Below are 26994 nucleotides of genomic sequence, written 5' to 3'. Positions count from 1 at the left end.
CTATGAAAGGCGGGAGAATTGCATGAACGAGATGGCGAAGATCAGCCAGCAGTTTGCGGCCCACAATTATAAGCTGACACCCCAGCGCGAGGCTATCGTCAACTTGTTGCTGGAGAATGAGAATGAGCATTTAAGCGTGGAGGAAGTATATTTGCGGGTGAAGGGCAGTTATCCCCATCTGGGCCTTGCGACCGTCTACCGTACCCTTGAACTGCTGAGTGATCTGCATATTGTGGAGAAAATGAATTTCGGCGACGGCGTGGCGCGTTATGATCTGCGCGGCAGCGAGCATGACCATATGCACCATCATCTGATCTGCAACAGCTGCGGCAGGCTGGAGGAAATCAAGGATGACTGGCTGACCGAGCTGGAGCAGAGGGTGGAGCGTGAATACGGCTTTAAGGTGACCGACCACCGCCTCGACTTCAAGGGCACGTTCAACACCTGTTCCCGCAAAGGCTGCAAGTCCAGCCAGAAACGGCAGGAAGTGCCCTGCGGGGCATAACGGCTGACTGTGAACATAGAAAGACCGGCGCTTGCCGGTCTATTACTGTGCCGCTGCTCCAAGGAAAAATCTTTTTTAACCGTATTGTCCAAGGCGAAAAGCCAGCCGGATATGCTATTATAAAGCTAATCATACATTTACGAGGAGTGTTGCTGCCATGGCACGAACGAACAGCCAGAAAGCCCTGCGCAAAGCGCAGCGTGCCGGGACCTGGAGTCCCGTCAGCATGCGCAGAACGAACGAAGATTACGGTGCGATTTCCCAGCATGTCCGCGTTGCCCCGAGTAAACGCCAGCAATTAAATAAGGTGAAGCATAAGGAGCGGTTCTTTCATGAAGACGCTCCTTTTGCTTTGTCCGGCGGACTTGTGTCTACCTGCTGTTCCCGGCTGTAAATGCGGTACTGCTTGGGCGACATCCCGAAACGGCTGCGGAAGATCCGGTGAAAATAAGTATAATTCGCGAACCCGCAGGTCTCGGACACATGCTCCAGCGGCATGGGGCTGAAGGTGATGCGCTCGCGCGCCATTTCCAGCCTGACCTCGTTGACGTATTTGACGATGCTGATGCCGAACGCCTCCTTGAACAAATGCACCGCTCTGGAAACGGAAATGTCTACATGGGCGGCGACTTCCTCCAGCCGGACCGGGTAGGCGGCATGCTCTTCTACATATTGCTTCATGCGGTAAGCCAGATAGCCCTTTGGCGAGACCGTCGGCTGATCGTTCATCAGCCGGTCAATTTCCAGACAGATAATCTGCAGATAACAAGCGGAGATCTCCGGCGAGGAGTCGGAAAGCCGGCGGTGCTCCAGAACAAGCTGGCGGAACAAGCCGAGAAAATGCTCGTTCGGCGGCAGCTTCAGCAGGAAGGGGCGCTTCCGGCGGCTCCACCATTCCTCAATCCAAGGTCCTCCGCAGAAAATGTGGTAGTCCCCGCTTTCCACCCGCGGTTTGCCGGCAGGATATTCTTCCTTCTCAATGCCGAGGTAGTACGGATCATTAGGCGCGAACAACATCAGATTGCCGCTCTCCACCGTCGAGAGGATACCATCGACCATCGTCCGGCTTTTGCCCTCTGACTGCAGCCGCAGCAGATAATTCTGCACGCCGTCGCTGCGCGACATATGGAAGGGCTTGCGGTGAAAAGAGAATCCGGCGGTTAATACCTGGCAGGCTGCATTCTGTGTCATAGGACCTCCCGTGAATATAAATAAATGATGACCAAATTGTTCATGTAATAATCATATTCTTCATTTTAATATATACGCTTTCATATTACCATAATTCTTAGCAAAAACAGTTGCAGAGTGCCGTGAAGAGCTTCTGAAGGGCTGCCTGAGCGGTTGTCCCGACAAAAGCAAGACTTACGAGGTCTTGGACAGAGGCTTGCTGTATTTTCCAAATGCAGCCTTTTTGTTCAGGTAATAAGATTGTTAATCGAACAGGGACTATCCATCCTGTTTTTGCAGAATAGATGTTCATACTACATAGTCGGGAGTGAAGAGAGCATGCTGAAGATTGGTTTGCAGCTGTACACATTACGGGAAGAGCTGGAACAGGATTTTGAAGGTACGTTGCGCAAAGTCGCGGATCTTGGTTATGCCGGCGTGGAATTTTATCATTTTTTTGGCCGCAGCCCGGAGGATGTAGCCGCACTGCTGAAGGAGACCGGACTGGTTGCGCTGGGAGCGCACCGTCCTTATGATGCCTTGCTGAACGATGCGGAGCAGGAAATCCGTTACAATCTGGAGATCGGCAACAGCAGACTGATTGTACCGTATCTGACCGAAGAGCAGCGTAATTGGGAGCAGGTCGCGGCCGACTTCCGCACCATCGGCGAAGCCTGCAAATCGCAGGGTGCCCAGCTTCTGTATCATAATCATGAATTTGAATTTACAGAGAAGAACGGGGAGCTCACCGTCTTTGATTCCATCTTTGCCTCGGTGCCGGGCGACCTGCTTGAGGTCGAGCTGGATACTTGCTGGGCCTATTACGGCGGGTATGATCCGGTAGAATACATCCGCACTTACGCTGGACGGCTGCCGGTCATCCATCTTAAGGATATGAAGAAGCGCGGGGACGGGTCGGCGGAAACGGTGGTGCTGGGAGAAGGAGAAGTGCCGCTGCATGCCATCCTCGAAGCTGCGGACGCAGCGGGCGTGGAATGGGCGGTCGTCGAGCAGGATTTCTGCAGCCGTCCGGCTCTGGAAAGTGTCGAAGACAGTATGAAATGGATCAAAACCTATGCCGCTCAAGGAGGAAAAGTTCATGTCTAACAAACTTAAAATTGCTATTATCGGCTGCGGAGGGATCGCTAACGGCAAGCATATGCCGAGTCTCTCCCGCCAGGCGGATGCCGAAATGGTCGCATTCTGTGACATCGTTGAAGAGCGTGCCCAGAAGGCAGCGGAAACATACGGTGCTGAAGGAGCGGTAGTATATACCGATTACAAGGAGCTGCTGGCCGCCGGAGGGTTCGATATCGTGCATGTATGCACCCCGAACGACAGCCACTCCGAAATTACGGTAGCCGCGCTGGAAGCGGGCAACCACGTGCTGTGCGAGAAGCCGATGGCCAAGACGTCGGCCCAGGCCAAGGAAATGCTGGACGCTGCCAAGCGGACCGGCAAGAAGCTGTCGGTCGCTTACCAGAACCGTTTCCGCGACGACAGCCTGTATCTGAAGGAAATGTGCGAGAACGGTGAGCTCGGCGATATCTATTACGGCAAAGCGATTGCCCTGCGCCGCCGTGCTGTTCCGACCTGGGGCGTATTTCTGGATGAAGAGAAGCAGGGAGGGGGACCGCTGATCGATATCGGTACGCATGCCCTCGACCTGACGCTGTGGCTGATGGATAACTACAAGCCGCGCATGGTTGTCGGCTCCACGTTCCACAAGCTCGGCCAGCGCAAGAATGCGGCGAATGCCTTCGGCTCCTGGGACCCTGAGCAGTTCAAGGTTGAAGATTCGGCATTTGGCTTTATTACGATGGAGAACGGCGCGACGATTGCCCTGGAATCCAGCTGGGCGCTGAATGTGTCCGAATTCGGCGAAGCGAAGACGCTGCTTGCGGGAACCGAAGGCGGTGCGGACATGAAGGACGGCCTGCGAATCAACGGGGAACGCTCCGGCAAACTGTTCGAGACTAAGATTGATATGGATGCCGGCGGTGTAGCCTTCTACGACGGCAAGAGTGAAACTGACGCCGACCGTGAGGCCCGGATGTGGCTGGAAGCGGTAAGAGAAGATAAAGAGCCGCTGGTGAAGCCGGAGCAGGCGCTGGTGGTCACCCAGATTCTGGAGGCCATCTATGAATCTGCACGTACCGGACGCGCCGTCTATTTCGACGGAAACGCGGATGCCTAAAACAGCTCAGCCGGCCCCTGGCCGGCTGCCGCTGCAGGAATTGATCAGAATACGGGAGTGAAGACAGCATGAGTTCAAATAAGCATTCGGTAGTCATCGTCGGTTACGGCGGGATGGGAAGCTATCATACGCAGCTAATCAAAGAGTGCGGCCGCCTGGAAGTGGCCGGTGTATTTGATCTGCTTGAAGAGCGGAGTCTAGCGGCGCAGGAAGCCGGATTAACCGCTTACGCCGCCTTTGGGGATGTACTGGCCGATCCGGCGGTGGAGACGGTGCTGATTGCTACGCCGAACGATGTGCATAAGGATATTGCGGTTGCGGCGCTCCGTGCGGGCAAGCATGTCATCTGCGAGAAGCCGGTCGCCATGTCGTCCAGCGAATTCAAGGAGATGACGGCCGCAGCCGAGCAGGCCGGACGGGTGCTGATGGTTCACCAGAACAGACGCTGGGACGAGGATTTCCGTATCGTTAAGGAGATGTACGAACAGGAAACCATCGGTTCCCTGTTCCGCATTGAATCCCGCGTGCACGGCGCCAACGGCATTCCCGGCGACTGGCGGCATGTCAAAGCCCAGGGCGGCGGCATGCTGCTGGACTGGGGCGTGCATCTGCTGGACCAGCTGCTGTTCATGATTGACAGCCCGGTGGTGAGTGTAAGCGGCAGCTTAAGCTTCATCCTCGGCAATGAAGTGGATGACGGCTTTGAAGCCGTGCTGGAATTCGGCAACGGCATTCAAGCGGTTGTCGAAGTGGGCACGACGAATTTCATCACCCTTCCGCGCTGGTATGCCAAAGGTCTGGAAGGCACTGCTGTCATTGAAGACTGGTCGCTCACCGGCCGGATCGTCACCCGCAACAGCGACAGCGAGAAGCGTGAGCCGACCCCGATCCGCGCAGGCGTCGGCCTGACGAAGACGATGGCACCTCCTTCGGAGGGCGCTACGATTACCGGAGCGCTGCCGTCGGCTGCAGAACTGCCGTCGAGCTTCTACGATAACTTCGTCGATGTGATCGAAGGCAAGGCGGAGCCGATCGTCAAGAATGCCGAAGTGCTGCGGGTACAGAACCTGATCGAGGCGATATTTGCGGCGGCGGAGCAGCGGCAGACTCTTAAGGACTTCGATATCTATGAACCCCAAACCATTTCAATCTAATATGAATCAGACAAGGAGAGGCGACAAACAATGAAACTGGGAGTATTTATGGTATTGTTCGGCGGCCGCAAGCTGGAGGACGCACTGGACTATGTAGCATCGAAAGGGCTGAAGGCCGTCGAGATCGGCACCGGCGGCAATCCGGGGAATGCCCATTGCGATCCTAAGCTGCTGCTGGAGAATGAAGCGGCGCTGAAGGAGTTCAAGCATGCCGTGGAGTCGCGCGGGCTGATGATCAGCGCGCTCAGCTGTCACGGCAATCCGCTGCACCCGCAGGCCGACCTGGCCCGCAAGGACCACGAGGATTTCGTGAATTCCGTCAAACTGGCCCAGAAGCTTGGCGTTCAGGTGGTCAACACCTTCTCCGGCTGTCCGGGCGACCATGAGGGAGCCAAGTATCCGAACTGGCCGGTAGCTCCTTGGCCGAACGATTTCAAGGAGATTCTGGACTGGCAATGGGAGAATAAAGTGATTCCATACTGGACAGAGATGGGCAGATTCGCTGCGGATCATGGCGTTAAGATCGGTCTGGAGCTGCACGGCGGTTTCTCGGTGCATACGCCGGGGACGCTTCTGCGTCTGCGCGAAGCGGCAGGCGAAGCGATCGGCGCCAATCTCGATCCGAGCCATATGTGGTGGCAGGGCATTGATCCGGTTCAGGCCATTCATATCCTCGGCCGCCAGAATGCGATTCATCACTTCCATGCCAAGGATACCGTTATTGATCCGATGAATGTGAACATGCACGGCCTGACGGATATGCAGCCGTACACCAAGATGCTGGACCGGGCCTGGCAGTTCCGTTCGGTGGGCTACGGCCATGATGTTAAAGTGTGGGCGGATATCATGAGCGCGCTGCGTCTGGTCGGCTACGATTATGTTGTCAGCATTGAACATGAGGACGGTCTGATGTCCGTTGAGGAAGGCTTCTCCAAGGCCGTGGATAATCTGCGCCAGGTGCTGATTGAAGAGCCGCTGAGCGAGATGTGGTGGGTCTAGGCACGTGTCGTGTGGAGAGCTATACCAAGGTTAAGCTCAGCAAAGAGCAGCTGGAGGGGCTTGTCCGGAAGGCGTTCGGTCCGGAGCCGAAGCTGATCCGCCGCACGGAGCTTAATCGTGGCTTTCAATACCGGTTACGTTCTGGATCTTACAGACGGCCGTTCGGTGATTGTGAAGGTTGTCCTGTTTCCTGAGACCGAAGCGCTCGCCTACGGACGGGATAACATGTGTTATTCTTTCGCTGGGCTGCAAGGCTCGGCGTAACCCCAAAGATCAAAGCCGGCTCTCCTGTCCCGGGAGATGCCGGCTTTTTACGGGTAACCGCCAGAGTCATGCAGGAGGCAGCTGTACCAGATTCAAGTATAATAATTAACATCCTAATGACAAAATATAAGCTATAGTAATGGTATTGCGCTCAGAAGAATTGAAAAGATTTCCTTCATGTAAGCTTTGTTTTCAGAAAGGCCTTGACGGACAGGCGGTAAGCTAGATAAAATATTACTTATTGCTCTCTATCTATATGCTGAGAACCGTTATCATAATTTGAAAAGGAACAGAGAGGGTGGCAGAATGGAGCGCCTTTTAGAGGTAAAAGACTTAGCAATCTCATTCAAAACACGCGGCGGAGAGGTACAAGCCATCCGCGGCGTCAACTTCCATGTCAATAAAGGGGAAACACTCGCGATCGTCGGCGAATCCGGATCCGGCAAGAGCGTAACCTCCCAAGCGGTGATGAAGCTGATTCCGCAGCCGCAGGGCATGTACAAGCGCGGACAGATTCTGTTCGAAGGCGAAGACCTTATCGGTAAATCCGAGAAGCAGATGCAGAAGATCCGCGGCAAGGAAATCGGCATGATTTTCCAGGATCCGATGACTTCCCTGAACCCGATGATGAAGGTCGGCAAACAGATTACCGAAGTGCTGTTCAAGCACGAGAATATCTCCAAAGACGCCGCCTACAAACGTGCCGTTGAACTGCTCGGGCTGGTCGGCATTCCTTCCCCGGAGAAACGCTTCCAGCAGTATCCGCATGAATTCAGCGGCGGGATGCGCCAGCGTGTCGTCATTGCCATGGCGCTTGCGGCGAATCCGAAGCTGCTGATTGCCGACGAACCGACAACTGCGCTTGACGTTACGATTCAGGCTCAGATTCTGGATCTTATGAAGGATCTCCAGAAGAAGATCGGCACGGCTATTATCTTCATTACCCATGACCTTGGTGTCGTAGCCCGTATGGCTGACCGTGTTGCGGTAATGTATGCCGGACAAATCGTTGAGATGGGTACGGCCCAGGAAATCTTCTACGATCCAAGACATCCTTACACTTGGGGCCTGCTCGCTTCCATGCCAAGCCTGGAAAGCAAAGGCAGCAAGCTGACTGCCATCCCGGGAACGCCTCCCGATTTGATCAAGCCGCCGAAGGGCGACGCTTTTGCTCTGCGCAGCTCCTATGCCATGGCGATCGATCTGGAGAAGGAACCTCCAATGTACAAGGTATCAGACTCGCATCTGGTCAAATCCTGGCTGATGCACCCGATGGCTCCACAGGTGGAGCCGCCGGAAGTTGTGAAGAAGGTCCGCCGCATGCTGCCGAATGCTTATCCGGAGCCTGTACTTGTGAATGCCAACGAGGCGTATTAAACTTTTAGCTTAACCGCATACTAATCCTATTAGCGTCAGGCCGTAGTAACGGCTTGGCGCTTTTTTGGCACAATGTAATGTAATGTTTTGTTTTATATATATCTAAACTATTATAAAATTACTTAAATAAAAGTATTGACTTTACGCGCATTCCGCAGCAAAATGAAAGGGTATAATAGGAGGTAGAGGAATGAGAAAAAGCACAGTCACCACTTTGGTATCCCTGTTGTTATTAACAGCCTGCAGCGGCGCAGGCAGCGGGGGAGAGCCAAGCTATGACAATGTATCAGTACATGACCCGTCGGTCATCAAGGTGAAGAACACCTATTACGTGTTCGGCTCGCATCTGGCTTCGGCCAAATCGAAGGATCTGATGTCCTGGACACAGATTTCCACTGAGGTGTCTGACGATAATAAGCTGATCCCGAACGTAACAGAGGAATTAAGTGCCACCTTTAACTGGGCCCAGACCAATACGCTGTGGGCGCCGGATGTGATTCAACTGGAGGACGGCAAATTTTACATGTATTACAATGCGTGCAAAGGGGATTCCCCGCTGTCGGCCATGGGCATCGCCGTAGCGGACAAGATTGAAGGCCCGTACAAGGATCAGGGGATTTTTCTGAAATCGGGTATGGCCGGTGTCGGCTCCGACGGGGAAATCTACGACGCTACGCAGAAACCCAATGTCGTGGACCCCGATGTGTTCTTCGACAAGGACGGCAAGCTGTGGATGGTGTACGGCTCCTATTCGGGCGGGATTTTCATTATGGAAATGGATCCGGCCACAGGCTTCCCGTTACCTGATCAAGGCTACGGCAAGAAGCTGCTGGGCGCGAATCATGCGCGGATTGAAGGGCCTTACATGCTTTATAGTCCTGAAACCGATTACTACTATCTGTTCCTCTCCTATGGGGGGCTGGACTCCCACGGAGGCTACAATATCCGGGTAGCCCGCTCGAAGAATCCGGACGGCCCGTTTGAGGATTCCGAAGGAAAGCCGATGATTGAGGCCAAGGGGACGGAAGGCGTGTTGTTCGATGACCCTGCTTATGCACCTTACGGAGTCAAGCTAATGGGCAATTTTGTCTTTGACAGCACGGATAAGGAATCGTCTGTACTCGGGGCGGGTTATATTTCTCCGGGGCATAATTCGGCGTACTATGACGAAAAGACCGGGCAATATTACCTCCTGTTTCATACCCGGTTCCCTAGCCGCGGTGAAGCGCATGAGGTCCGGGTGCACCAGATGTTCATGAACGAGGAGGGCTGGCCGGTGGTGGCGCCGCACCGCTACAGCGGGGAGAAGATGGGGACTTACACCAAAGAGCAGATTGCCGGGGCCTATAAATATATAAATCATGGCAAAGATATTACCGCGGACATTGTCAAATCTCAGCTTATTGAGCTGTCGGCCGACGGTCAGATTACCGGTGCTGTGAGCGGAACCTGGGGGCTGATCGGGGAACACACAGCGGAGCTGACGATTGACGGAACATCATACAGCGGCGTCTTCCTCTCCCAGTGGAACGAAGCGACCGGCAGCGAAGTGATGACCTTCACTGCAATTTCGCAGGAGGGCGTCGCCGTATGGGGCAGCCACGAATCGCCGAAGAGCGAGTAAAGCCGGACAAGACGGTTTGAAACCGCTGAAGGAGCAGCCTGATGAGGCTGCTCCTTTGCTGTGAGTATAAATATGGATGCCTATTGCTCATATTTACGAAGCACGATGACGGCATTGTGCCCTCCAAAGCCGAAGGAATTCGAGATGCCGACCGAGATATCCGCCTTTCTGGCGGTATTCGGCACCACATCCAGGTCGCAGACCTCGTCAGGTATCTCCTGATTGATCGTAGGCGGAATCAGGCCTTCCTGCAGGCTCTTGACCAGCGCGATGGCTTCCAGTCCGCCGGCCGCCCCCAATGCATGGCCGGTCATGGATTTATTGGCTGTCACCGGTATCCGGTAAGCAGCTTCGCCGAACATCCGTTTGATGGCCAGCGTCTCCGAGCGGTCGCCGAGCAGAGTGCCGGTGGCGTGTGCGCTGATGACATCCACATCAGCAGGCCGAAGGCCGGCCTCGTTCAAGGCCATCGCCATCGCCTGGTACGCTCCGAATCCTTCCGGATGGGTCGCCACCATGTGATAGGCGTCCGAGCTGGAGCCATAGCCCAGCACCTCTGCATAAATCATCGCGTCCCGGCGCAGGGCATGGGTAAGCGATTCTAGGATCAGCACCGCGCCGCCTTCGGCGATGACGAACCCGTCCCGGGCGCCGTCGAAAGGCCGGCTGGCCTTGTGCGGCTCTGCGTTGCGGGTGGAGAGCGAGGTGGCATTGCTGAAGCTCGCCAGAGAGATCGGCGTGACCGCCGCTTCGGCGCCGCCGGCAATCATGCAATCGGCCAGGCCGAAGCGGATCAGCCGGAAGGCTTCGCCGATGGCCGTATTGCCGATGGAGCAGGCGGTAACCGGTGACATCGAAGGTCCATGGGCGCCGAGCCGCATGCTGATCATCGACGAGGCCATATTCCCGATCATCATCGGAATCAACGTAGGGCTGACCCGTTCGGGTCCACGGGTCCGCAGCAGCTCCGCCTGCTCCAGCAGCGTATGAATCCCGCCTACTCCCGAGCCCACATACACCCCCAGCCGTTCCCGGTCGAGCGATTCGGTCTGCAGGCCGGACTGCTCCCAGGCTTCCTCAGCGGCCGCAAGCGCATACTGGCAAAAGAGATCCATCCGCCTCGCCTCCTTGCGCCCGAAGCGGGCCACGGCATCGAAGCCGCTTACCTGTCCGGCGATCGTTGATTTATAGTTAGCCGTATCGAAGGCTGTAATCGGCCCGACTCCCGATTCGCCGGCCGCCAGCCGGCGCCAGAAATCATCGACAGTATTGCCCAGCGGCGAGATCAGCCCCATACCTGTTATTACTACACGTTCCATTGTCTATGTGCCTCCCTGAATTACTGAATTCTTCCGTTATAACCGGGATACAAGTATTGTTTCATTTTGGTTATCCTATTACAAGTTGCAGATTATCCTAGTATAATTACTACTATTATTATAGTTACCGCTGGAACGGAGGAGCACAATGTCCAATCAGACTAGACTGCAAGCCTTGTCGGAATTTCTGAAATCACGCCGCGCTGCGGTATCTCCTGCGGCTGCAGGACTGCCCGAGGGCACGCGCAGGCGGACGCCGGGCCTCCGGAGGGAGGAAGTGGCGCAGCTCGCCGGTGTCAGCAGCACCTGGTACACCTGGCTGGAGCAGGGGCGGGATATCAAAGCTTCGCCTTCTGTCCTGGAGTGCATTGCCGGTGCGCTCAGGCTGACCAAGGATGAGCGCAGCTACCTGTTTGCCCTCGCGCTGGATAGCGGGCCGGCCAGTCCGGCGTACAGCCTGGAGGAAGAGCCGGAGATCAGCCCGGCACTGCAGAAGATTCTCCGCGAGCTGACGACCTGCCCGACGATTGTTTCCGACCGCAGATGCGCTATTGTCGGCTGGAACGAAGCTGCGGCGCAGGTGTTTCTTGATTTTGCCAAGCTGGACCGCAAAGAGCGCAATATGATCCGGCTGTTGTTTGTGCGCCAGGAATTCAAACGGCTCGCCGTCAACTGGGAGGAGTTTGTGCGCGGCTATCTTGCCATTTTCCGCGCATATTACGGCCAGTATGTCGACGACGGCTGGTATGATGAATTTATCTCTTCGATGAAGGCGGAGCATCCGGAATTTAACCGGCTGTGGGAGGAGAGCAGGGTCAGTTCCGCACCGGATGTTGTGCTGGAATTCCGTCACGCCAAAGCAGGGAAGATGCTGTTTCATCTAACTTCACTGCAGGTACACGGCGGAGCGGATTTGCGCTGCAGCATTTATACACCGGCCGGAGATTCCAATACGGAAGGCAAATTACGCAGGTTGCTGGAACGGCAGGCGTGAGGGTGTTGATTAATTTTTTTTATGAATTCATAAAAAACTATAAATATGCAATATTAAATTTCGCGTATATACTCCTATTAAGGGGATTAATCCTTACATGAGACGGAAAGGATGTACATGTGAAATGGTGAAAGTAACCGGATTGGAAGGGGTAGTAGCCGGAGAAACCGATATCGGCCTCGTGGACGGCGAGAAGGGGTATTTGGTCTACCGTGGTTATTGGGCGAAGGAACTCGCGGTCAGCAAGAGCTATGAAGAGGTCGCATACCTGCTGTGGAACGGCCGGCTGCCTGATGAGCAGGAACGGGCTGCACTGGAGCAGGAGATGGCTTCGCAGCGGGCATTGCCGGATTATCTGAAAAAGATGATCGACCTGATTCCCGCCTCTGTGCCGCTGATGCTCGTACTTCAAAGCGCGGTGGCTGCGCTGGGCAGTCAGGACCAGACCACCTGGCCTCCTACGCACGGGCAGGCGGTAAGACTGACTGCTGTGCTGCCGACGATTATTGCCTACCGCTACCGCCAGCTGAAAGGGCTGCCCGAGGTAGTGCCGCTGAGCGAATTGAGCCATGCCGCCAATTATCTGTATATGCTGAACGGTCAGATTCCGGAAGAGGCTCATGTGCAGGCGCTGAGCGCTTATCTCATTCTCTGCATGGAGCACGGGATGAATGCTTCAACGTTTGCCGCGCGGGTTGTTCTGTCGACTGAATCGGATATGTGCGCTGCAGTTGCCGGGGCGATCGGCGCGATGAAGGGACCGCTGCACGGCGGGGCGCCGTTTGAAGTCATTTCGATGCTGGAGAGCATCGGCAGCAAGGAGAATGCGGAGCCGTGGATCCGCAATGTGCTCGACAACAAGGGCAAAATCATGGGCTTCGGCCACCGGATCTACAAGACCAAGGACCCCCGCGCCGAAGCGCTGCAGATCGCTACGCAGCAAATGATCGGCAAGGACGAATCCTTCGACCTGGCCATCCATGTGGAGCATACGGCAATCCGTCTGCTTGAGGAATATAAGCCGGGCCGCCGGCTGTTCACCAATGTCGAATTCTACGCGGCGGCGATTCTGCGTGCACTCCATCTCGACCCGGCCATCTTCACCCCGACCTTCACCATGGGCCGGATCGTCGGATGGACGGCGCATATTCAGGAGCAGGCGGCGGGCAACCGTATCTTCCGTCCGCAGTCGGTCTATACCGGTCCGATGCCGGCGCTTGAGCAAGTATAGCTGACACTGCATGATCCCTCCCTCCATACCAAAAACCTCCCCGGAACACGCCGTTTAGCGTCCGGGGAGGCCTGAAGAGGAGGGGTTATGAGCGAGTATGGGCGGATACTCAAGGCTGCAGGGTATTACTTAGAACACGGATGTGGCGACTGTAAGGAATCCTGTTGCTGGGTTTACCGGATCAGTATTGAACAGACCGACATACAATACAGGGCTGGCCTTCAGCGTCAGACTTTGAAAAGCGGGGACGAGGTAATTTACAATTCCTCTGTTAACAATCAGAACCTCCACTCTAACGGTAGTAATAAAGTTATTGATGACAGTTACCGCTGCAGTGCTGCCGCCGGTTAAGTCCTCGTAGTAAGAGCTTCCGGACAGCGGGTCCAGGGTGAAGGGTTGCTGCTGAAGCAAGACAGACATTCTGTTAACCTCCTTTGCCGTTTGATAGATTATCCTATTCGGATAAGCTGTGAAGTGTTTTATCAGATGACTTAGGAGATTAACACATTTGCTAGATTTCCCGAGAGATAAGCGGCTAGCCGATTCTGTGGTACACTGGAGTATATTCTGGTCTTAGTTAGGAGAATGTACTTTGGTTAAACTGGTATCATGGAATGTCAACGGTTTAAGGGCTTGTGTCAACAAGGGATTCAACGATTATTTCCGGGAATGCAATGCGGATATCTTCTGTGTACAGGAAACGAAGCTGCAGGAAGGGCAGATCGTGCTGGAGCACGGCGGGGAGTACCGGCAATACTGGAATTATGCGCTGAAGAAGGGGTATTCGGGAACCGCGGTTTTTACCCGGATTGAGCCTCTTTCCGTCCGTTACGGTATGGAGGAGGACTCGGAACCCGAAGGACGGATCATCACTTTGGAGTTCGCTGATTTCTATCTGGTGAATGTATACACGCCTAATGCCAAGCGGGACTTGTCACGGCTGGATTACCGGATGGAATGGGAGGACCGGTTCCGGAGCTATCTGCTGGAGCTGGACCGGCTGAAGCCCGTCATTGTCTGCGGTGATCTCAATGTGGCCCATCAGGAGATTGATATCAAGAATGCCCGGTCCAACCGCGGCAATTCCGGCTTCACCGATGAAGAACGGGGCAAGCTGACGAGCCTGCTGGAATCCGGGTTTATCGATACCTTCCGGTACTTTTATCCCGAGCGGGAAGGGGCCTACAGCTGGTGGTCCTACATGCCGAAGATCCGTGAACGGAATGTCGGCTGGCGGATTGATTACTTCCTGGCTTCGGAGCGCCTGGCTCCCCGTCTGGAGGATGCCGATATCGACTGTTATATTCTCGGCAGCGATCATTGTCCGGTAGTATTGAAGCTTAAGGATGCAGCCGGAGCGGAATAATATATTGTCCAAAAAAATCAGGGACTGACCCGTAGCCGGTAACAAGGCTCCGGGTTCAGTCCCTTCCTGTTTAAGCGGCCGCCCGAATAACTTGCGGATTTCACCCGTCCGGCATCGAAATAGCCCGTATAATCCGTATTGCTGCTGCTCCGGTTATCCGCCTGGGGCAAACCTCTGCTGCCTGAGGTGCGCATCGCCCCGAGCAGAATGGCTGCATCCCGGACTGACCGCGTCATCGGTCTGGCCGTGTCCTGGCTGCCGATGGCCGGGATCATTCCTGCGGAGCTGACCACTCCGGCACCCGGCTTCAGGCCGACGATGCAGTTCTGGCTTGCGGGACCGACGATGGAGCCGGAGGTCTCTGTGCCCACCGCTGCGGCAGCCAGGTTAGCGGCGACGGCGCTGCCTGAGCTTGAGCCGCCGACGAACAGCTCGCCGGGCCCGTAAGGGTTAAGGGTCAGCCCGCCGCGCGAGCTGTAGCCCGCCCACATTGAGGACGACATATAATTGGCCCATTCGGTCATGTTGGTCTTGCCGAGAATGACGGCGCCAGCTTGGCGCAGGCTGCCCGCCACAGCGGCATCTGCGGCTGCCGTGGAAGCCGCGAGCGCAAGGGAGCGGGCGCTGGTGTGCAGCTTGTCCGCCGTACCGATATTGTCTTTCAGCAGAACAGGTATGCCGTGCAGCATACTGCGCGGACCTGTTTCTTTGCGTTCACTGTCCAGCTGCCGTGCAAGCTCCCGTGCATCCGAATTCAGCTCCAGGACGGCTTTCAGCAACGGATTGAAGGTATGTATGCGCTCCAGGTACAGCGAGACCAGCAGCTCGGCCGTTAAGCCGCCGCGCTCCATTTCTGTCTGCATCCCGCAAATATCTGCTTCAATCAGCCATTCATGCCATTTGGCCCGATCTTCCTGCGGGATATTGAATTCGAGTTGTTCCATGTTTCAGCTCTAAAATTTAACTATGAAGGCTATTCCATTGTAGATTTCCCGGGCTCCTGCATACACATAACTGAAGGGAGCGTGAACGAAACATGGAGACAAAGGTGAAGCAGTATTTTAAGCTTAAAGCCAAGCAAAAGGAGCTCGAACAGGAGCTGGCAGAACTGCGGCGGGACATTGTGGCCTACTGCCAGGAGAAAGAGCAGCAGGAGACGGTAATTGGCGGCTATAGAGTAAAGCTGGTGACGCAGCAGCGTAAGGAATATGACGATGATAAGCTTTACAGCGCTTTGCCGGATCCTGAGGTCTGGAGATTGTTGTCCAAGACTGATCCTGCCAAGGTAACCGCGCTTGCCAAGCTGAACGTGATCCCGGAAGCGGCGATTGCGCATACTTATGAGCTCAAAACGGTAACCCTGCTTCATGTGGACAAGGAGTAGCTGTACTGCCGCTGCAGCTGCAAATTAAGGCGACGTAATCGGACCATATTCAGGACGATAGCTTCCCCCTCCGTAAAGAGATGCAGTGCCGGAGATTTTGCGATAAAATAATAAGGACGTTGGTCTTTGGCCTGCATCATACGGCATTACGGATACGGAGGAAATAAAAATGAAGGATTTTGCATTGTTGCTGGAGAAATACGCCGAGCTGGTAGTGAAGGTTGGAGTGAATGTGCAGCCCGGACAGGTGCTGATGGTGCATGCTCCGCTTGAAACGGCGGAGCTTACCCGCCTGATTGTCGGCAAGGCTTACGAAGCAGGCGCCAAATACGTCATGGTCGACTGGGACGACGAGCAGGTAACGCGCATCCGGTATGAGAAGGCGCCGGATGAGTCTTTTGGTTATTACCCGCAGTGGCATGCGGATATGCTGGAAGGCTTTGCCCAGGAAGGCGGCGCTATATTACATATCAAGGTTCCGGACCCGGAGCTGTTTAAAGGCATAGATTCCGCCAAGGTATCCACTGCAGTGAAGGCTGCAGCCATTGCCCGGAAGAATTATCAGAACTATACCCGCAGCAGCAAAATCAGCTGGTCGCTGATCAAGGCGCCGACGCGCGCCTGGTCGGACAAAGTGTTCGCCGACCTGCCGGAAGAGCAGCGGATCGATGCGATGTGGGAAGCCGTGTTTCATATGAACCGCGTCGACGCCGCCGGCGATCCAGTTGCCGCCTGGCGCGGGCATATCGCTGCGCTGAAAGAGAGTCAGGACCGGATGAACGCCAAGCGCTACAAGAGCCTGCATTACCGGGCGCCGGGCACGGATCTGCGCATTGCGTTGCCGGAAGGCCACTTGTGGCGCGGCGGTGGAGGCGAGAATGCCTCCGGAGTCTACTTCGTAGCCAATATGCCAACGGAAGAGATTTACACCATGCCGCACCGTACCGGCGTCAACGGGACGGTGACCAGCACGATGCCGCTGAACCTGAACGGACGTCTGGTGGACGGCATCACTATCACCTTTACGGACGGTAAGGTGACGGCTTATGACGCCAAGTCCGGCCGTGAGCATCTGACCTCCCTGCTGGAGACGGACGAAGGTGCCTCCTATCTGGGTGAAGTAGCACTTGTGCCGCATGATTCACCGATCTCCCGGCTGAACCGCGTATTCTACAATACAGGCATCGACGAGAACGCCTCCTGCCATCTGGCGCTGGGCAGCGCCTACCCGCTTAACATTGAAGGCGGCGTAGGCCTCAGCAGCGAGGAGCTGGTACAGCGCGGAGCTAATGTCAGCCTCACCCATGTCGACTTTATGATCGGCTCCGCTGAGCTGGATATCGACGGCGAGCTGGAAGACGGTACGGTGGAGCCGGTGTTCCGCCAGGGCAACTGGGTGCTGTAAGCACCGGAGGAGCCGGGCTCTTCCAAGAAAATTGGTACAATAAAGAAGGCCGCAAACTGCCGCAAAGAGGCATTTGCGGTCTTTTTCGTGAAATTTATCGGATAGTAGGATTATCTGAGGCACACGCGCTTTTTTTCATATATACGAACACTCACTTCATGAAATATACTGGGAAATGGATAAGAAAATACTGGTAGAGGAGATTGTGAATGTTCCGTAATTTCAAAAGAAAGCTTGCAGTACTCAGCATTATTGTTTTATGTGTTACCAGTATTTTGCCTCATGGTTTTATGGCTGCTGGGGTCAGTGCCCAAGGGTCAGCGGTATCAGAAACGTCCATTAATGTGGGCTCCAGTATTGGAGGCATGAAGCTGGATGAACAGCGGGGGCTCCTTTATGTAACGGCCTCTGAGAAGAATGAACTGCTGTTCATCAGCAAAGATACACTGCAGATTAAGAAGAGACTTGCAGTCGGTAATAACCCGCAGGGTATGGAGCTGGCCGGCAATAAGCTCTATGTGGCTTTGGGCGGGGCGACGCTTATTGCTGTGGTGGATCTGGATTCCCAGACGGTGGTGAATACGATACCGACCCAACTGAAGCCTTACCAGGTAGCAGTGGACGGCAACAGCCTGTTCTATGCCGACGGCGACCAGTGGTGTGATATTCACCGCATCGATTTAAACACAGGCAAAGATACAACCCTTATGAACATGATCTATACGCCGCAGCTGGCGGTTGACCGGGAGCAGCATATTTTATATGCCGGTGAGTCAGGCAGCCGGATTGCAGCCTTCAGTGCGACCTACGGAGATCTGCAGGGAGTGTTTGAACCGGAAGGCGGCGGATCGTCGTTGGTCATTCATTCGGAGGAAGTGTATTTCGGCAGCCTGCAATTGGATTTTGCGAACCGAAGGATCCTTTCCTCCTATTCAGGCGGAGTGCTCGCGGTTGACGGGTCTTATATTTATACCGGAAATGGAATTTATACCAAAGCTGAAGGCATTCCTGTTGTCAAATATGAGGACAGCTTTAATTATCCGGACGTCATTGAAGTTGACCAATCCCATGCAGTATACAGCTTTAGCCGCTGGAGTCCGCTGCTGTATAAGCGGGTATATGATTTGCCGGAGCAGCCCAAAGCGGTAGAATACCAGAACAGCTCTGATCAGATTAGACTTAACCGCGACCTGAATGCCTGGGCTGCCGGGAACGATGAACGTTATTTCTACGCAGTCTCCACCGAGACCAACCGGCTGCTGCAGATCGACAGCCATTCTTTTGAAGTCCTGGCAGACCGTTATATCGGTTCTATGCCCACGGATGTAGATATCAGAGACGGTATTATATATGTGGCGCTTAATGGCAGCACACATATCGCCAAGATTGATACCGCGGATGAGACGAACTTCATGGCACCGATCACAGAACTGGAGATCGGTCAGACTACCCTGGATGTGGCAGCCGGTAAAGGGAAAGTGTACTACACGGGCAGAGGCGGCTGGGGGAAAGTCGGTGTTTTTGAATCGGTGTATACGATTTACCCGCAGACGTACAGCAGCCCTCATCTCACGATGAATGAAGATGCGTCAATGCTTTATATCGGGGAGACCGGGATTTCAAGAAGCAATCTCTTCATGCTTGATACTAGGACTGATTCCGTTCTGCAGAGCACTAATGGCGATTTCGGATTCGGTTCCCCGGTGATTATCCCCGACGGCGAGTTTGTGTACTATACAGGACAACGGATAGACGCGGACAACCTTAGTATGTTATACGGTTCGTACAAAGACGGTTATTATACAGCGAAACTGCTGGCTGCCCGTGACAAGCTGGTAATTGGCAGTAACACGATTTATGACCGGGATACATTTAATCCGATCTACAAGCTACCCTTCATTGCCTCATATGGTTACATTAAGAAAGACGGATCTATTCTTTTATTTTCTGAAAATGCGGGGCAATACTCTCTGACCAAGTACGACAGCTTTGACAGTATGAAGAGTGACCAACAGGATGGAATGCGCCCCGTGGCAGCTTATTTTATCGATGAGGACTGGGACGCGCTATCCTTAGATGGTGAGCTTACATTGTTCCCGGGTCCGCAAGCGGTGAATGTCCAGTATTATAAGATCCGCTATCTGGATGCGGGCAATCAGGTTGTTAACGGCGTCAGCGATGATTATATCTACGCCTACGAAAAGCAGGTTGATGGTTACTATATTCATCAATTAAGCAAGCGGGTTCCTGCAGAAGTCCAAAAAATCGGCCTCATCCCGGTAATATCAACCGCCTATGGTGAGCCGCAGGTGCTTTAGGATTCCCAGCTTATTATCCGTTTGTGGGATAATGACACTTATTATGCGGAAAATCTGGCTTTTACGGACACAGATCCATCTGCTGACCATATTGGCGGAGCAGTCAGCTTTGCCGGAGCGGCGGATGAGCAATCCGGGGACAGCTATGCTGTGCTTTTCGCCGGGGAGGACGGATTTATCGGTGATGCTATTGGAACGGTCACTGGTTCAGGAGCGGAGAGCTACCGGTTTAATATCGCGCCGGGTACGGTAATCCCTGATGGTGCTATAATGATTGCCGTCGTCCTTGTGGATCAGGAAGGCAGCGCCGCACCGGGATATACGCTAACAGAAATTACGGACCGGATGACACTGGCCCCTAATCCGGAGCAAATTACAATTTCGAATGCGCCGGGGAAAAGTGATTCGGTAACAGTAAACGGAGTACAAGCCGGGGATATCGTACGTCTGTATTCCTATTTTGGTGATGCTTATGGTGAACAGACCGTGGGCGGCGGCCAATCTTCAGCCTTCTTTAACGGATTAAGTCTGGATGATGTATACAGGCTGCTGCTTGTTACGGTAACGGCACCGGGCAAGCATGAAAGCTTCTATACAGCGGTGGAGTATCCTTATGTTGGAACCGGAAGCGGAAGTTCCGGCGGCGGGGGCTCCGGCTCAGGCGGAGGCTCTGACGGCGGTGGAGGCGGCCCTGCTGGTGGAGGCGGCGGAGGCGGCGGAGGCGGATTATCCGGCATCGTATCTCCATCCGCCGGAAACAGCGGCAAACTGGCTGTGTCTGAAATAACCAAGAATACCGACGGTTCCTCGCTGGCAGCCGTTAAGCTGGAAGATAAACAGCTCGATACGGAACTGGCGAAGTGGAGCGGTAAAGGGAACACGCTGAAGGTCGCACTGACAGAAGCTGCGGATGTTACAAAAGTAACACTTACCGGAAGCCAATTAAGCAAAATTACTGCCAAGGACAAGAATGCGGTGCTTGAGCTGCAGGGTGCGGACAGCGGGCTGGTTATACCGGCGGGAGCCTTCGGAGCGGGTGCTGCGGATGCCGGAAATACCAATTATATACTGAACATTGCACCTTTGAAGGGAACTGCCGCTGAAGCTGCCCGGAATCTGCTGAACGCGCAGAATATCCGGCAGGTGGGCCAATTCTACGAATATACCCTTACCAAAGAAGTTGCGGGTCAGGCAGCGGTCGAAATCCGTAATGCGGACCGCTATATCGGGCACATCATCAAATTGACCCAGCCTGCCCAGTCCATCCATACTTTGGCCGCTGTGATGGTGGATGCGGCATCAGGAGCTGTAACTCCTGTACCTGCTGCATTTACACAGGATGGCGATAAAGTTATTGCGACCATCTACCGCAAAGGGAATTCCGCCTATACGGTCATTTCCGGACAAAGCGGCTTCAAAGATGTGCCGGAAGCTCATTTTGCCAAGTCAGCAATTGATAAGTTATCGGTGCGCACCGTAGTAAAAGGCTATAGCGATAATACCTTTAAGCCTGACAACTCGGTCACCCGTGCGGAAGCGGCCACACTTCTGGTGAAGACGCTCGGCATTATGCCTGCGTCCGGAACCTCCGGCAGCTTCAAGGATGTGAAGGCAGGGGCCTGGTATGCCGGCAGCGTAGCAGCTGCAGTTGAAGCAGGCCTGTTCAAGGGGTACACCGACGGCACGTTCAAGCCTGATCAAACCATTACGCAGCAGGAAATGATGGCGATTATTTATCAGGCTTTGCTGTACGGCGGGTATGAGAAGGACAGCAGTGCAGCACAAGGTACGCAGCTGTTCGATGCTTCTGCCGGCTATAAGGCCTGGTCGTCTGAAGCGGTTAATGCGCTGCTGACTGAAGGAATTGTGAAGACGAAGGATGCGTTCCCTATCCGTGCAGACAAGACTACAACCCGCGCCGAAAGCGCCGAGCTGCTCTACCGGTTATTAAGTACGCTTAAGCTGATCTGACAGACCGGCTGCAGGAATACAGAGGGAGCTGTCCCCACTCGGGGCAGCTCTCTTTTGTTTGACAATAAAGTATGAAGGTAACAGCGGGCGAAAAAAAGAAAAACGGTTTAGGCCGCTGCCCCGTCTTAAACCATAGAAAGAGAGAGGAGGGGATTGACGTGACGATGACCCGGGTAGAGATGCGCAAGCTTACCGCTGCCGTGCCGCAGGAGGAAGGGGACTTCTATGAGCTGGTGCTGGAGCACAGCGACCAGCTTTACAGCATTGCTTACAGCTATCTGCGCAGCCGCCATGACGCGCTGGAGGCGGTACAGGAGGCGACCTGCCGGGCCTGGATCAAGCGTAACACGCTAAAGCACCCGCAGGCTTTCAAATCCTGGCTCATCCGGATCCTGATTTATGTCTGCATTGATGAGCAGCGGAGAAGGAAACGGACGGTGCCGGCGGCGGGCGACCCCATGGCCGAAGCCGGTGCATGCGACAATACCGCGAGGCTGGAAATGCTGTGGGTGCTGGATCAGGTCAAGCCGAAATACCGCCATGTGCTGCTGCTCAAGTATTATCACGACATGACGCTGAGCGAGATCGCCGAAACCTTCGGCAAGCCGGAAGGGACCATCAAGACCTGGCAGCACAAAGGGCTGAAGCAACTGCGGGCCATTATGAAGGATCGGAGGGAGTGGTATGAATATTGAGCAATTGGAACGCCGCATGCAGGCAGAGTCCGAAATATTGAAGAGGGAGAGCGGGGAGACAGGGGAACCGGGACAGCTCCGGCTTGCGGTAATGCAGGGGCTGGAGCAGGGACACAGCAGGGAGCGTCAGGACTTCCCGCGGAGAGGAGTGACCTTTGCGCTGGCGGCAGCGGCTGTGATCGTGCTGCTGCTGTTCATGGTTCCGCAGCTTCAACAGCCTTCTCCGCAAACCGCGCAAGTGCAGGAAGTAGACTGGGGAGAACTGGAAGGGTTTAAACGCTTGTCACAGTTTGATATGGAGCATGAATCACTAGAGTCCGCTGTCCGCCATAATTATATTCAGCTGATCGGGAAGAGCGTCCAAAGCGGTGCTTACCGGGTCACTCTGGATGCGGTCACGGCCGATGAGAACATGATTATTATGCTGTATTCGGCCACCACCGATGACAGCCAGGAAGTATACGGCATCAGCAGTGCGAGGCTGAAGGAGAGCGGGGCCGGCAGTTATCTGGAGACGGGTAACGGGATAAGCGGAAATGAAGTGGTGGCCGGAGAAGAGAATTATCATAAGTATTATGGCAAAAGAGTGTTCTACCTGGATCGGAGCAAGCCTTTTCCGGAACGGCTGGAAGCGGATTTCCAAGTTGCGTCGGTAAATCCCGGCAAGATGGGCCAGCCGAAGACCGGAACGATTATGGCAGATATGCACTATTCCCCGCGGCTTAAGATCAGCTTTACACTGAATGCCAAATTTAAGCAGTATGCCACCAGAATTATCTATCCCGATGAACGGTTCACATTGGCAGGTCATGAAGTGTCGCTGGCCCAAGTAGAACTGTCACCGTTATTGGTACGGATCAGAATGGCATTCAGCAATGAGGCAGACAAGGCCTGGCCGGTGCGCCGTGAAATTTTTCAGGCTGGAATGTACACAGAAATGGTTTCTACAGTCCTTGGAGGCCAGGTTGAACTTAAGTCTTCCACCGGCTTCAGCACAGAGGCTGGATATGAACGGCTGTACAGCAGCAATATGCTCGATGATCCTGAATCGCTCGAATTAAAGATCCGGACCCAGCCGGGGGAAGAGGACGGTGTCCTGCGGTTTGAGCTGCTCGAATGAGGGAAGCAGGTTGAATCCGGATGCTCTGTATACGGTCTGCGGCTACGGATTCAACGTATGCTCCAGAAACCACTTATATAGCTGGGGATTGCGGTAAGCTTCCGTCCAGGCATCATGATCCCCGTCCGGATAAAGAGTAAGCCTGGCGTTTCCGCCGACTGCATTTATGGCGGCAATATTGCCGGAAATCTCTGCGGCCGGGACAATATCATCCTTAGCTCCATGAAAAGCCCATACCGGCACGTCCTGCAACAGCTGCAGCCGCTCTTGGGAAGCTGATCCGCTCACAGGCGCGATTGCCGCAAACCGGCCGGGGTATTCCATGGCAAGATCCCAGGCGGCGTAGCCGCCCATGCTGAGTCCCGTCAAATATATACGGGACCGGTCCACCGGGTGAGTCCGGGCGACCTCATCCACAATCGCCATAACGCCATCGAATACTGCCGGCCATATACAGTAGCCCGGGCATTGCGGAGCTATAACAATAAAGGGAAGCTCCGCGCCTTGCTCCAATTGTTGCGGAATGCCCCGGTCCTTCAGCAGCTCCAGGTCCTCGCCGCGTTGATCGCGGCCATGCAGGAACAGGATAACGGGCCAATTCGCGTCTCTGTTCAGAGCAGGGCCGGGCAAGTGAAGCAGAAAGGGAAGCCTGACATGTTTGCTGACCATAATATTTTGATCGAATAGACAGTTTTCCAGTGGCATAAGCACACTCCTTCGTTGCTGTTTGTCTCTTTACTCTACTGCAATTATGGAACGGGTGGGAAGCAGCAGGAAGACGCAAGCCGGACTGGAGATATCCAGCGTATCCGTTAAGCTCCCGGCGGACGAGCCGGATCGTATTCCTGCGCGATTTTTGTTGACTTTTCGGCGTTTCGGGCTTATGATAATTTTCCTTTCAAGACTCTTTCATGCGAGCTAAATCTGCTTCGGGGATGTATTTGCCTTAGTCCCTATGTAAGAGCTTCCGTCTGAACTTACTAACCGGAATCGTTTTTCCCCGTTGTCCATCTGCTGATGAACGGCTTTAATCCCCAGCAGAGAATTCATCGATAATTTCTACCACTTCAATTCTTCCGTTAATCAACAGCTCAGGAAGCTCATTATTGACATTACCTTTCCAGTATTCGCTGGCTTGTTCGATCTTACGGGCGAAAGGGGCTCCCTCTTCTTTGGGTAAAAGACTGCCGTCTCCTTCAAAGATAGCTCCGTTAACCCTAAGCTTCACGATCTGCAAAACCCGGCGCTGGTAAGAATCAAACAGCTCTTTCCATTTCAGGGCGTCCTGATAGCTTTTTGCAGCGTATAAGCAGGACAGGCGTGAAGGATATTCAGGATAATCCTGCAGCCTAACCATTTCAACGATAGTCTCTCTAATGGCTCTGATGGTTTGCCCCACATATCTCATGGCCACATCAGCATTCTCTTTATCCAAATTCAAACCGTCATCCGTATAGTGGCCGCCCATGATTTGCATAAAATCTTCACCTTTGGAATTCAGCTGCTCCTGCTCAAAAAAGAAGTGATACAAGGTGTTTTTCTGGTTCTTGTCAAAACGGATGATTTGGCCTAAGGCCATTTTCTTCCTGGTTACAATATGATAGACATACAGATCTTCTTCTTGCATAGTCAGCCTCCTTGAAAAGTTAATAACAATATCCTGCCGTTTACCTTAATGAAGCATCGTTATTGAAGCGAAATGCCAGCTTGTACCCGTCAAAAGTCTCGCGGTATGCCTCCTCATAGCTGCCTTTAGATTTAGAGTTAATATATTCCAATCATACCGGCAGCCGAAAGAGTGCACAATACTAAAACTAGCAATGATAATGATTATCAATTAGAATAGAGAGAGAAACCAACCATAACGCTGCCTACATAATGTCTGCGGATTTGCAGAACCTAACGGCAAGCATAGGAGGAACAGATGATGTTAATTCAAACCAGAACCTTTACAGTAGAGAAGGGCAACAGCGATAAAGTAGTGGAACGTTTCAGCACACCGGGGCCGCTGGAGGAGATGGAGGGGCTGATCGACATCAGCGTTTCGGTCAACAAGAAGAGCAAGGACGAGGAAGAGGTTCTTGTGCTAGTCCGCTGGGAGTCGGAGGAAGCCTGGAAGAACTGGGAGAAGAGCGACGCGCATATCCAGGGCCACCGCAACAGCAGAGGCCAGGAGAAGCCTGCTTACATTCTGGGTGTTAACGTAAATATGTATGAAGTGAAGACGGTTAAGGAAGGCAAGGCATCCGGCAAACAAGCCTAAGCGCTTGGCTGCATACGGATCGGCATGCGGCGGGCATCAGCGGTCTCTGAGGTCAGGGGGCGTCCGGTTGCCCGCTTCTTTCCGCTTGCGCCTGTCAGGCTGCGGCCCGGACACTTGAGCAGACCGGGGGGAAGCGTTATGATAGATAAGCCTATTATAGCGATTGACAGGTAAACTCTGGCAAGAGGGTGAACAGGCTTGCAAGTGACGATCCAGCATATCGCAGACCAGTTGGGATTATCCGTAAGCACGGTATCGCGCGCGCTGAACGGCAGCTATGGCGTACATCCGAAGACGGTGGCCCGTGTCCGCGCGACAGCCGACGCGCTCGGTTATGTCCCTAATCTGGGCGCCAAGCAGCTGGTTACCCGCAGGAGCAATCTGGTAGGCATCTTTATCGCCGATATGCCCACGGAGGTTGTCCGGGGCAGTGATTACATCCTGCCCTCGCTGAGCAGAGTGCTGCAGGAGCAGCAGAAGGAAAGTCTGCTCTTCTCGCTTCCGCTCGGCGGATACAAGCCGGGCAGTCTGAGCGAGTGGGTGCGGATGCGTAGTCTGGAGGGCTGTGTATTTATGGCCCCCTTCGCTAAGGATCACCCTATGATCCGGGAAGCGATGGAGCTGCAGGTACCATCTGTGAACATGGGTGCAGCGGAAGGTCCCTATATGGCGCTGGCAGCTTCGCATAACCGTGAAGGCGGAGAGATGGCCGGGACCCACCTGCTGGAGATGGGACACAGGAGAATCGGTTATATCAACGGGCCTGCGCATTTACATATCTGCAACGAACGGTACGGTGGTTTCTGTGATGCTTACCGCGCCGGAACGGGAACGGAATTTCCGGAACGGCAGGCGGTAAACGGCGATTTCAGCGGGGCCAGCGGCGGCAGGGCCGTGCTGGAGCTGCTGGCGCAGTTCCCCGGTCTGAGCGCCGTCTGCTGCGCCAATGATTTAATGGCCATGGGCGCGATTATGGAGCTGGCCCGCAGCGGGATCAGGGTGCCGCAGGACATCTCGGTGCTCGGCTTTGACGGTGCGTTCTTCACTGCCTATACCAATCCGCCGCTGTCGACCATCCGGCATCCCTATGAGGAGATCGGTACGACCGCCGCCGGGCTGCTGATGGAGCTGCTGAACGGCAGACCGGCAGGCCGGGAGCTGCTGTCGCCGCAGCTTATTGTGCGGGATACGGTAAGGCGGCTGGTTTAACGGCTCCTGCGGATGTATAGCCTGAAATGAAGAGGCTAAGGCTTCCCGCAGGCCAGCTTGTTCCGAATCCATAGGCTTTCACCGGATTTCAGCCCCTTAGAGCGGTTTGAATGAAGGAATCTGGGGGCGGGCAACGGCCGGAAGTCCAAACAGGCCCCGCAGTTATGGCCGAATCTAAAGTGTTTTTAAAAGAGCATTTTATATAGTTAGAAAATCGCCACTTAATTCCACCAGTATGGAGATGACTACCAAGTTAGTTGGAAAATCGCCACTTAATTTGGTTGAAAATTAAGCATTGGCTCATTTCTGCTAAAATTAAGTGGTGATTATCCACTAGCGTTGCATTAACCCTGACATGTAATTAGATGCTGTTTATTAAAGTATCTAAAGGGATGTTTTTACATTTGTTTTTGACTGCCAAGCTAAAAA

Annotated in this window: 26 protein-coding genes; 20 read left to right on the top strand and 6 right to left on the bottom strand. The window is 54.1% G+C overall.

Annotation, left to right across the window (positions count from 1 at the left end; genetic code table 11):
* Window positions 1–22 precede the first annotated feature (22 nt).
* Window positions 23–505, top strand: coding sequence for a ferric iron uptake transcriptional regulator (gene fur, locus F1381_RS09835; RefSeq protein WP_151734678.1), 483 nt, complete (start codon window positions 23–25; stop codon window positions 503–505).
* A 157-nt stretch (window positions 506–662) separates the two neighbouring features.
* Window positions 663–899: a hypothetical protein gene (locus F1381_RS09830; protein WP_151734677.1), complete on the top strand. Its 237-nt coding sequence runs from the start codon at window positions 663–665 to the stop codon at window positions 897–899.
* On the opposite strand, the gene F1381_RS09825 is transcribed toward F1381_RS09830, so the two are convergent.
* On the bottom strand, window positions 836–1696 hold the full coding sequence (locus tag F1381_RS09825) for a helix-turn-helix domain-containing protein (RefSeq protein ID WP_151734676.1): 861 nt from the start codon (window positions 1694–1696) through the stop codon (window positions 836–838). The two genes, F1381_RS09830 and F1381_RS09825, sit on opposite strands and share 64 nt — an antisense overlap.
* A 318-nt stretch (window positions 1697–2014) precedes the next feature.
* Between F1381_RS09825 and F1381_RS09820 the strand changes: the two genes are divergently transcribed.
* The 7 genes from F1381_RS09820 (at window position 2015) to abnB (ending at window position 9290) form a co-directional block, all read left to right on the top strand.
* On the top strand, window positions 2015–2782 hold the full coding sequence (locus F1381_RS09820) for a sugar phosphate isomerase/epimerase family protein (protein ID WP_151734675.1): 768 nt from the start codon (window positions 2015–2017) through the stop codon (window positions 2780–2782).
* Entirely contained in the window at window positions 2775–3872 is a 1098-nt protein-coding gene (locus F1381_RS09815; RefSeq protein ID WP_151734674.1) for a Gfo/Idh/MocA family protein, read from the top strand. Before F1381_RS09820 ends, F1381_RS09815 begins: the two co-directional genes overlap by 8 nt.
* Before the next feature lie 68 nt (window positions 3873–3940).
* Window positions 3941–5026: a Gfo/Idh/MocA family protein gene (locus F1381_RS09810; RefSeq protein WP_151734673.1), complete on the top strand. Its 1086-nt coding sequence runs from the start codon at window positions 3941–3943 to the stop codon at window positions 5024–5026.
* A gap of 30 nt (window positions 5027–5056) precedes the next feature.
* Entirely contained in the window at window positions 5057–6025 is a 969-nt protein-coding gene (locus tag F1381_RS09805; RefSeq protein WP_151734672.1) for a sugar phosphate isomerase/epimerase family protein, read from the top strand.
* A gap of 117 nt (window positions 6026–6142) precedes the next feature.
* The gene (locus F1381_RS28205) at window positions 6143–6289 is read left to right on the top strand and encodes a hypothetical protein (protein ID WP_187355276.1); all 147 of its coding nucleotides are present in this window, start codon (window positions 6143–6145) and stop codon (window positions 6287–6289) included.
* A gap of 306 nt (window positions 6290–6595) precedes the next feature.
* Window positions 6596–7666, top strand: coding sequence for an ABC transporter ATP-binding protein (locus tag F1381_RS09800; protein ID WP_151734671.1), 1071 nt, complete (start codon window positions 6596–6598; stop codon window positions 7664–7666).
* 190 nt (window positions 7667–7856) lie between these two features.
* Window positions 7857–9290, top strand: coding sequence for an arabinan endo-1,5-alpha-L-arabinosidase AbnB (gene abnB / locus F1381_RS09795; RefSeq protein ID WP_151734670.1), 1434 nt, complete (start codon window positions 7857–7859; stop codon window positions 9288–9290).
* An 80-nt stretch (window positions 9291–9370) separates the two neighbouring features.
* On the opposite strand, the gene fabF is transcribed toward abnB, so the two are convergent.
* Window positions 9371–10609, bottom strand: coding sequence for a beta-ketoacyl-ACP synthase II (fabF, locus tag F1381_RS09790; RefSeq protein WP_151734669.1), 1239 nt, complete (start codon window positions 10607–10609; stop codon window positions 9371–9373).
* 148 nt (window positions 10610–10757) lie between these two features.
* On the opposite strand from fabF, the gene F1381_RS09785 reads away from it, so the two are divergent.
* Together F1381_RS09785 and F1381_RS09780 are read left to right on the top strand one after the other, a co-directional pair.
* Window positions 10758–11603: a helix-turn-helix transcriptional regulator gene (locus F1381_RS09785; RefSeq protein WP_151734668.1), complete on the top strand. Its 846-nt coding sequence runs from the start codon at window positions 10758–10760 to the stop codon at window positions 11601–11603.
* A gap of 124 nt (window positions 11604–11727) precedes the next feature.
* Window positions 11728–12834 (top strand): citrate synthase/methylcitrate synthase, encoded by a 1107-nt coding sequence (locus tag F1381_RS09780; RefSeq protein ID WP_151734667.1) that lies wholly within the window; start codon window positions 11728–11730, stop codon window positions 12832–12834.
* A gap of 129 nt (window positions 12835–12963) precedes the next feature.
* On the opposite strand, the gene F1381_RS09775 is transcribed toward F1381_RS09780, so the two are convergent.
* The gene (locus F1381_RS09775) at window positions 12964–13254 is read right to left on the bottom strand and encodes a hypothetical protein (RefSeq protein WP_151734666.1); all 291 of its coding nucleotides are present in this window, start codon (window positions 13252–13254) and stop codon (window positions 12964–12966) included.
* 172 nt (window positions 13255–13426) lie between these two features.
* Here F1381_RS09775 and F1381_RS09770 point away from each other — a divergent pair, with 172 nt between their 5' ends.
* Window positions 13427–14200: an exodeoxyribonuclease III gene (locus F1381_RS09770; protein ID WP_151734665.1), complete on the top strand. Its 774-nt coding sequence runs from the start codon at window positions 13427–13429 to the stop codon at window positions 14198–14200.
* Window positions 14201–14217: 17 nt separating this feature from the next.
* On the opposite strand, the gene F1381_RS09765 is transcribed toward F1381_RS09770, so the two are convergent.
* Window positions 14218–15144, bottom strand: coding sequence for an amidase family protein (locus F1381_RS09765; protein WP_151734664.1), 927 nt, complete (start codon window positions 15142–15144; stop codon window positions 14218–14220).
* Window positions 15145–15236: 92 nt separating this feature from the next.
* On the opposite strand from F1381_RS09765, the gene F1381_RS09760 reads away from it, so the two are divergent.
* The 6 genes from F1381_RS09760 (at window position 15237) to F1381_RS09730 (ending at window position 23093) form a co-directional block, all read left to right on the top strand.
* Window positions 15237–15584 (top strand): hypothetical protein, encoded by a 348-nt coding sequence (locus tag F1381_RS09760; protein ID WP_151734663.1) that lies wholly within the window; start codon window positions 15237–15239, stop codon window positions 15582–15584.
* Between the two features lie 169 nt (window positions 15585–15753).
* Window positions 15754–16989 (top strand): aminopeptidase, encoded by a 1236-nt coding sequence (locus F1381_RS09755; protein ID WP_151734662.1) that lies wholly within the window; start codon window positions 15754–15756, stop codon window positions 16987–16989.
* Between the two features lie 365 nt (window positions 16990–17354).
* Window positions 17355–19307 carry a hypothetical protein gene (locus F1381_RS09750; protein ID WP_151734661.1) on the top strand — a complete coding sequence of 651 codons (1953 nt, stop codon included), beginning with the start codon at window positions 17355–17357 and terminating at the stop codon, window positions 19305–19307.
* Between the two features lie 21 nt (window positions 19308–19328).
* Window positions 19329–21278, top strand: coding sequence for an S-layer homology domain-containing protein (locus tag F1381_RS28200; RefSeq protein WP_187355275.1), 1950 nt, complete (start codon window positions 19329–19331; stop codon window positions 21276–21278).
* A gap of 164 nt (window positions 21279–21442) precedes the next feature.
* The gene (locus tag F1381_RS09735; RefSeq protein ID WP_151734978.1) at window positions 21443–21973 is read left to right on the top strand and encodes a sigma-70 family RNA polymerase sigma factor; all 531 of its coding nucleotides are present in this window, start codon (window positions 21443–21445) and stop codon (window positions 21971–21973) included.
* Window positions 21963–23093 carry a DUF4179 domain-containing protein gene (locus F1381_RS09730; protein ID WP_151734658.1) on the top strand — a complete coding sequence of 377 codons (1131 nt, stop codon included), beginning with the start codon at window positions 21963–21965 and terminating at the stop codon, window positions 23091–23093. The genes F1381_RS09735 and F1381_RS09730 overlap by 11 nt, the downstream gene beginning before the upstream one ends.
* Before the next feature lie 42 nt (window positions 23094–23135).
* Here F1381_RS09730 and F1381_RS09725 read toward each other — a convergent pair whose 3' ends face one another.
* Both F1381_RS09725 and F1381_RS09720 read right to left on the bottom strand, forming a co-directional pair.
* Window positions 23136–23798 (bottom strand): carboxylesterase family protein, encoded by a 663-nt coding sequence (locus tag F1381_RS09725; protein WP_151734657.1) that lies wholly within the window; start codon window positions 23796–23798, stop codon window positions 23136–23138.
* Between the two features lie 322 nt (window positions 23799–24120).
* On the bottom strand, window positions 24121–24720 hold the full coding sequence (locus tag F1381_RS09720; protein WP_151734656.1) for a DUF2441 domain-containing protein: 600 nt from the start codon (window positions 24718–24720) through the stop codon (window positions 24121–24123).
* 300 nt (window positions 24721–25020) lie between these two features.
* On the opposite strand from F1381_RS09720, the gene F1381_RS09715 reads away from it, so the two are divergent.
* Together F1381_RS09715 and F1381_RS09710 are read left to right on the top strand one after the other, a co-directional pair.
* Window positions 25021–25356, top strand: a complete 336-nt coding sequence (locus F1381_RS09715; RefSeq protein WP_151734977.1) for an antibiotic biosynthesis monooxygenase — start codon at window positions 25021–25023, stop codon at window positions 25354–25356.
* A gap of 204 nt (window positions 25357–25560) precedes the next feature.
* Window positions 25561–26565, top strand: a complete 1005-nt coding sequence (locus F1381_RS09710) for a LacI family DNA-binding transcriptional regulator (RefSeq protein WP_246187993.1) — start codon at window positions 25561–25563, stop codon at window positions 26563–26565.
* Window positions 26566–26994: the final 429 nt, after the last annotated feature.

Source organism: Paenibacillus tengchongensis, from assembly GCF_008973665.1.
GTDB classification, from domain to species: domain Bacteria; phylum Bacillota; class Bacilli; order Paenibacillales; family Paenibacillaceae; genus Paenibacillus_AQ; species Paenibacillus_AQ tengchongensis.
The sequence above is the reverse complement of the archived record's forward strand: the minus strand, read 5'-3'. Positions and strand labels throughout refer to the sequence as shown.